4 protein-coding genes and 1 pseudogene are annotated in these 6,810 nt (G+C 71.8%); all 5 read left to right on the top strand.

Annotated features, from left to right (window positions below):
* The coding region (locus AB0F15_RS44660) for an ATP-binding protein (protein ID WP_360283963.1) at positions 1–1,281 on the top strand (1,281 nt) is incomplete at its 5' end.
* Positions 1,278–3,362, top strand: coding sequence for a magnesium transporter (locus tag AB0F15_RS44655; RefSeq protein ID WP_360283961.1), 2,085 nt, complete (start codon positions 1,278–1,280; stop codon positions 3,360–3,362). The genes AB0F15_RS44660 and AB0F15_RS44655, both read left to right, overlap by 4 nt.
* A gap of 3 nt (positions 3,363–3,365) precedes the next feature.
* The gene (locus tag AB0F15_RS44650; RefSeq protein WP_360283959.1) at positions 3,366–3,968 is read left to right on the top strand and encodes a hypothetical protein; all 603 of its coding nucleotides are present in this window, start codon (positions 3,366–3,368) and stop codon (positions 3,966–3,968) included.
* Positions 3,969–3,970: 2 nt separating this feature from the next.
* Positions 3,971–4,972: a C40 family peptidase gene (locus AB0F15_RS44645; protein ID WP_360283957.1), complete on the top strand. Its 1,002-nt coding sequence runs from the start codon at positions 3,971–3,973 to the stop codon at positions 4,970–4,972.
* A 275-nt stretch (positions 4,973–5,247) separates the two neighbouring features.
* Positions 5,248–6,810, top strand: a pseudogene (locus AB0F15_RS44640) (hypothetical protein); the annotation flags it as partial.

The raw sequence follows: 6,810 nt of genomic DNA, 5'->3' as shown, positions 1-6,810 counted from the left end.
AACCTGCTCAACGCCCAGCCCGGGATCCTGAACCCGTACCGGGTGGTCGCCGAGCCGCTCATCGAGCACTTCATGGACGAGGACGACCCCGAGCGTTCCTGGCGTCGCGAGAAAGCCCTTGCGGGTGCGACGCGGCGGCGCCTCGTCCTGGACGTGCTCTCGGGTGTGCTGCCGTACGAGGTGTCGCGGATGGCGCAGACGCGGATCGTGCTGCTGCGCGCGGTCCGCGCCGTCGGCGGCCGGTTCGATGCGGATCCCGGGCAGGTAATCGATGCGCTCCGGCGGGATTCGAGCGAGCACCACGAGCACGCGGGCGTCGTCGCGGACTTCCTCGACGAGATGCGCGAGCGGATGGCGCTGCTCATCCCGGAGACCGACGCGGACCCGTACTCGGAGACCCGCGACGACCGGCTGACCGTGCTGACGATGGCGGGGCTCACCCTGCCGAAGGACGGCGTCCCGCGCGAATACTGGACGGACGCGGAATCCCTCGGCGTCGAGATGCTGAACCTGGCGGCGTGGCTGACCCAGCGATCGGTCTACGAAAAGCCGAAGGAGATGCGCAAGGGCGTCTGGATCGACGAAGCGTTCTTCCTGTCCGAGGTCCCGACCGGGCGCGTGCTGATGAACCGCTTCGCGCGTGACTCGCGGAAGTGGAACGTCCGCGTGCTGCTGTCGTCCCAGATCCCGGCGGACTTCCTGAAGATCCAGGGTTTCGTGACGCTGCTGGACTCGGTGTTCGTCGGTCGTCTCGACGACGACGACGCCCAGGCGGACGCCCTGCGGCTGCTGAAGGTCCCGGTGGGCGTCGGGTACGAGCAGGTCGTCGCGGCCCTGGGCCGCCGCCCGGGAGCCCAACGCGGCGTGGAGCGGGACGTGGAGCCCCGCCAGTTCATCTTCGGCGACGGCGCCGGGGGCGTGGAGCGCATCCGCGTCGACTTCTCCGGACCGCACCTGGACCACCTGCGCGCGGTCATGGACACGACGCCGGGTTCGAAGGACGCGGCGCCCTCGCGGCGCCCGGGCAACGAGCTCGCGCTGCCTTCGGAGGACAAGAAGCCGTACGTGGCGGTGCCTCCGGAGGACGACATCGAGCTGGAACAGGACTTCGAGCTGGCGGCGGAACTGGAGGTCGGCCTGGCCGACGAGAACCTCCTGGGCGCCCCGGACCCGTTGGCGGCGGAGACCGGCGAAGTGGAGGGCGGCATCCAGCCGTCGAACGGGCAGCAGCAACACGCCCGCACGGGCGGAAAGGGCGGCACCGGCCGGGACGCCGCATGAACACCGTGCTGACGCTGGCGGTCCTGCTGACGTTGGCCGCCGGGTGGCACTCGCTGAAGCGGCGGATCAAAGAAGGTCCGCGGCCGGGGCGGCGCACGCCGGGGCGCAAGGCGACGATGTTCGCCGTCATGCTGGTCCTCGGCCTGCAGGCCATCGCGACCGCCCCGGCGGCGAGCGCGGCGGCGTGCGGCGAAGCGCCGAACCCGGAACGCCCGGGTGCCGGGATGGTCGGCGCGATCGACCCGCCGGAGGGCCACGGCGAGCCGAACAGCGCCTACATCGACTACGGCTACGCCGGCATGGTGTGGAACACCTTCGAGACCAACTGCTCGGGGCTGAACCTCACCCCGGCAGGGTCCACTTTGGACACCTGGGGTGGCAACCAGCTGTTCAACCTGGGCAAGAACATCGTCGGTGCCACCAACTCGCTGCACTACACGGTGCTCGAGGGCGGCCTGCTGAACCCGATCTACAACGCGGTGAAGTCGGGCGCGGAGAAGGTCTACAACAACATCTACGCCCAGCTGTTCGGCCTGGTCGCGCTGATCCTGTCGATCATGATGTTCCGCAACATCTGGCGGGGTGACCTGGCCGCGGTCAGCAAACGGGCACTCTACGCACTGGCCGGGATCTGGCTGGCCGCGTCGTCACTCGCGATGCTGCGCTACTTCGATCCGATCGACAAAGCGATCGTCCAGACCACCACGAACATCCAGGCGGGCTTCGTCGACGAGAGCGGCGACCGGATCGTCCGTGACATCCTGCCGACCCAGCTCCACACGCAGATCGTCTACAACAACTGGCTGCGCGGGGAGTTCGGCACGCCGTCGGCGCCGCAGGCCGGGCAGTTCGGCAAGCCGCTGCTCGACGCCCAGGCGTTCACCCGCAACCAGCTGGTCAACGGCGACGACGGCAACCAGGCCGTCATCGACGGCAAGAAGAACGCCTTCAAGGACATCTCCACCAAGCTCGGCCCCGCCACCGGCTACTTCACCGGCGAAGCCGGCGGCCGCACCGGGGCCGGGTTCCTCTCCCTCGGCCAGGCCCTCGTCTACTCGCTCTTCCAGCTCCTGGCGAAAGCTTCGGTGCTGCTGGCGCAGGTGCTCATCCGGCTGTTCGCGCTCACCGCGCCGCTGATCGGGCTCGTCGCGCTGCTGCACCCGGAAATCCTGCGCCGTGTGCTCAAGGTCGCCGGCGGGGTGGCGTTCAACCTCGTCGTGCTCTCCGTGCTCGCCGGGGTGCACGCCCTGTTGCTGCAGGCCATCTTCGACGCCGGCAACTCGCTGAACATGCTCACGCAGATGGTCCTCGCCGGGCTCATCACCGTGCTGCTGTTCATGGTCGGGCGGCCGGTGCGGCGGCTGTGGCAGATGGTCGAGATGTCGGTCAGCATGGTCGGCGCCGCCGTGCCGTCGCCCGGGGGCGGGATCTTCTCCCGGTTCCGCCGCCACCAGAACGGCCCGAGCCCGCAGGACGAGTTCTGGCAGAACGTGCGCGAAACCGACGATGTCGTCGACGGCGAGCAGCGCGGTCCGCTCGGCGCGACCGCCGGCGGCGGGCGGTTCCGGCCGGAGGCCACGATCTTCGCCAACGCCCAGCGCCTCGACAGCACCTCCGGCGCGTCCCGGCCGGCAGCCGCCTGGTCCGGCGCGTGGCCGGGAGCCATCGCCGGCGGCTCCGCGGGTGCGCTGCCCGCGGCCAGGCGGCCCGGCGCTCCGGTGTTCGGCCAGTACAACCCGGCCAGCGGCGACGGCGGCGACTACGTGGTCGTCGGTGCCGGCGGCCGTCCGACGCTCCGGGGCGAGGAGAGCCGGCGCGTCGACACCTCCCCGGTGGCCGACCGGCGCTGGAGCGACGAGCCCGAGCCCGTCGTCGTGCCGTCCGACCTGCGTGCGCCGGAATCCGGCTTCAGCGACCTCCCGGTGCAGGACGCGCCGCGGGTGCCGGGCGTGCGCGCCCAGCCGCGTCGCGTGGACCCCGAAGTCGTCGCGGGCAAGCCGGTCTTCGTGCTCTACCGGCCGTCGCGGGGGATCGAGGTCCGCGAGGAACCCCGTGAATCCGACCAAGTGATGGGGCGGTGACCGATGCCGATCCGCACCAACCGCGGCCGCGCCGCGGTCTACCGCCGCCTGTGGGGCTGGCCGCTGCGCTCGCCCCGCCACCTGATGGGGGCGCTGGTGTTCCTGGCGATCCTGGTCACCGCGCTCGGCATCGTGCTGCCGAAGGTGGTCGGCAAGCCGCAGGCCAAGGCGGCGCCGCCCACCTACGGGGTGACCATCTCGAGCACGGCACCCCGGCCGGGTCTCGCGGCGCCGGGCCCGACGTCGAACCTGCCGACGCGGCTGTCCACGCCGCTGGCCACCCCGACGCCGACGACACCCAACGGCGACGCGATCCGCGTCGCCAAGGACTGGGCCGCGGCCTGGGTGAACCACCCGGCCGGCATCACCTCCAAGCAGTGGCTGGCGCAGCTGAAGCCGTTCACCACCGACGAGTACCTGCCGGTGATGGCGACGGTGGACCCGGCGAACATCCCGGCGACGAAGGTCACCGGTGAACCGGTGGTCGGCACGGCGTACCCCAAGTCGCTGCAGCTGACCATCCCGACCGACGGGCCGAAGCTGGCCATCACGGTGGTGAGCACCAACGCCGGCTGGCGGGTCGCCGACTACGACCAGGCGAGCTGACCGTGCGGCGCCTGGGGCTCTGGCTGGGGCTGGTCGTGTTCGTCGCGATCGGCGCCCTGATCGTGACCGCGGTCGCCGCGAAGGTCGTCATCGACAACCAGCAGGCGCAGGCCCGGGGCGTGTCCCTGATGAGCTGCGACGCGTCGGTCGGGCCGACGCAACCCGGCCAGGGTGACCGCGGCAAGGTCGACGCGTCGAACCTGGACGACGAGCAGCGCGGGACCGTCGCGGTGATCATCTCGATCGGCAAGCAGCGGTCGCTGGCACCGCGTGCCTGGCAGGTCGCGATCCAGGCCGGGATGACCGAATCGGGGCTGCACAACCTCACCTACGGCGACCGCGACTCGCTGGGCATCTTCCAGATGCGCCCGTCGATGGGCTGGGGGACGCTCGCGCAGGTCACCGACCCGACGTACGAGGTCAACAAGTTCTACGACGTCCTGCTCGCGGTGCCGGACTGGGAGAACAAGCGGCCCGGCGACGCGGCCCAGGCCGTGGAGCGGTCGGGCTTCCCGGACCGATACCACAAGTGGGAGCCGATGGCGGCGACCCTGGTGGAGAACGTCGGCCAGGTCGTCGACGTCGTCGCCTGCGGCACCGGCATGGGCGCGCTGCTGCCGCCCAGCCAGGCCGCCGCGCAGGCGATCAGTTTCGCGCTGGGCGAGCAGGGGAAGCCGTATGTGTGGGGCGCCACAGGCCCCGACTCGTACGACTGTTCGGGCCTGATGCTGCGGGCGTACGAGTCGGCCGGGATCATCCTGCCGCGCATCTCGGAGGACCAGTACCACGCAGGCGCGTGGCTGCCGGTGCGGGAGGCGCAGCCCGGTGACCTGCTGTTCCTCGCCACCGACCCGTCGGACCCGACGTCCATTCACCACGTGATGATGTACCTGGGGGACAACAAGATCGTCGAAGCGCAGCAGACCGGCGTCCCGGTGCACACGCGGGCGTTCTCGTTCGACGAGCGTGAACTGGTGCCCCAGGCGGTCCGTCCCGGCGTTTAGCATGGGTGAGAGCCCTTGACACGAACAGGGGCCGGCGGATTTCGGCCGACAGCGGGACCGATTCACCCGACGTCGCGGCGCTTCCACGAGCAGGTGGCCGCGTACTGGCAGAGGATGAGCACGTGGGACGGAAATTCGGCAGGCGAGGCAAGTCCGGTGCGGGCGAGCCCCGGGACCCGGCGGCGCTGTTCGGCGCGCCCCAGCAGCCCCGGCAGAGCGCCCGTCCCGCGTCGAGCACCCCGCTCGCCGACCAGCTGGGGCAGGGGTACCCGGGAGTGGACGCGGGGTACGTGGTGCTGCCGCGCTCGCTGGCCGAGGGGATGTCGCTGCCGTGGCAGCACCAGCTGGCGGCGCTGCTGGCCCAGTTCCACGCGGAGCACGCGTCGCTGGCGTGGCCGATCTACCGGGTGGTGCCGTCGCGCTACGAGAAGCTGGCGGACCTCGACGAGGAGCAGCTCGCGGAGGCGGGCTACCTGGTGGAGATGGACGCGGACGGCGAGATGGTCTACCGCGAGCGAAGCGGCCGCAAGGTCGACGACCCCGAGAACACCTCGGTGCTGGTGTCCTGCCTGGACCCGATCCCCAGGCCGGCAGCGCGCCCGGCACCCCCGGCGGCATCGCCGTCCGGCCACGTGCCGGCCCCGGCCCCGGCCCCGGCTCCGATGAACATCGGCCCGGCACCGGTGTGGCGGACGGTGCCCCACCCCCCGTCGGCGCCGTCGGTACCGGGGACGCCGGAGCAGCACGTGCCGGGTTACGAGGAGCCGCGGTCCGGTTGGGGCCGTCCCCAGGAAGCTGCACCGCCGGTTCCGGCCGGTCCGGTCCCGCCGACGTCGGCTGTGGAGCCGGAGTGGTCGGTGCCGCCCGGAGCTGACCTGCCGGGCCCGGTGAAGGCCCCGCAGTCGTCGCCTCGGCACGCGGCCCCGGAGCCGTCGGCGGCTGTTCGGCCGGAAGCCCGAGGTGGGGTGGCCGAGCCGGAACCACGACCGGCCGAGGCCCCGGCGGCTGTTCCGGAATTTCGTTCAGTGCCCCCGTCGGTTGAGACTGTGTCCGAGGCAGCGCTGCCCAAGGATTCGGAGCTTGTCGAGCCGATAGCCCGCCCGGAGTCCGAGTCGGCGTCGGTGCCGGCCGAGTCCACAGTGGGAGAGGCGTCTCGACCTGAGGCGCAGCCGGTTGTTGCGCCGGTGCCGGGAGATGCGGATCAGCCGGAGGTTGCGGCGCCGCGGGCCGGGGAGCCGCCTGAGGCGCCCCCAGCGGTTTCGGTTGACCCAGTGCCGCGGGACGCGAGTCAGCCGGATGGTGCCGAGGCGACATCGGGTGAGCCGGCGTCGCGCGAGGCTGATGAGGCTGAGGTGGCCGCATCGGCACCGGGTGAGCCGCTACCGCAGAACGTGGACCAGCCAGAGGTTGCCGCTTCGGTTTCGGGCGAGGCGGTTCCGCAGGACGCGGACCGGCCGGAGGTTGTCCCGGCGCCGTCGGAGGTCGGCGTATCAGCATCCGCTGAACCGGGGGCAGCGGATGCCGCTCACCCGGAGGCCGGTGAACCTACGGCGGTCGAATCGGTGCGGCCGAACGAGCCCAGTGCCGAGGCGGCAGCGCCGACAGCCGCCGAGTTCCCGGGACAAGCAGGCCAGACCGAGGCGGCTGTGCCTGCGCCGGAGGAGCCGAAGCCGGTCCATCCGGTTGTGCCGGATTTCCAGCCGGGGTTGCCCACCGCGCCGGAGGGGGCTGCCATTTCGCAGCCGCAGCCGCAGCCGCAGCCGCAGCCGCAGCCGCAGCCGCAGCCGCAGCCGCAGCCGCAGCCGCAGCCGCAGCCGCAGCCGCAGCCGCAGCCGCAG

The sequence above is a fragment of the Amycolatopsis sp. NPDC026612 genome (assembly GCF_040638285.1).
GTDB lineage: Bacteria > Actinomycetota > Actinomycetes > Mycobacteriales > Pseudonocardiaceae > Amycolatopsis.
The sequence above is the reverse complement of the archived record's forward strand: the minus strand, read 5'-3'. Positions and strand labels throughout refer to the sequence as shown.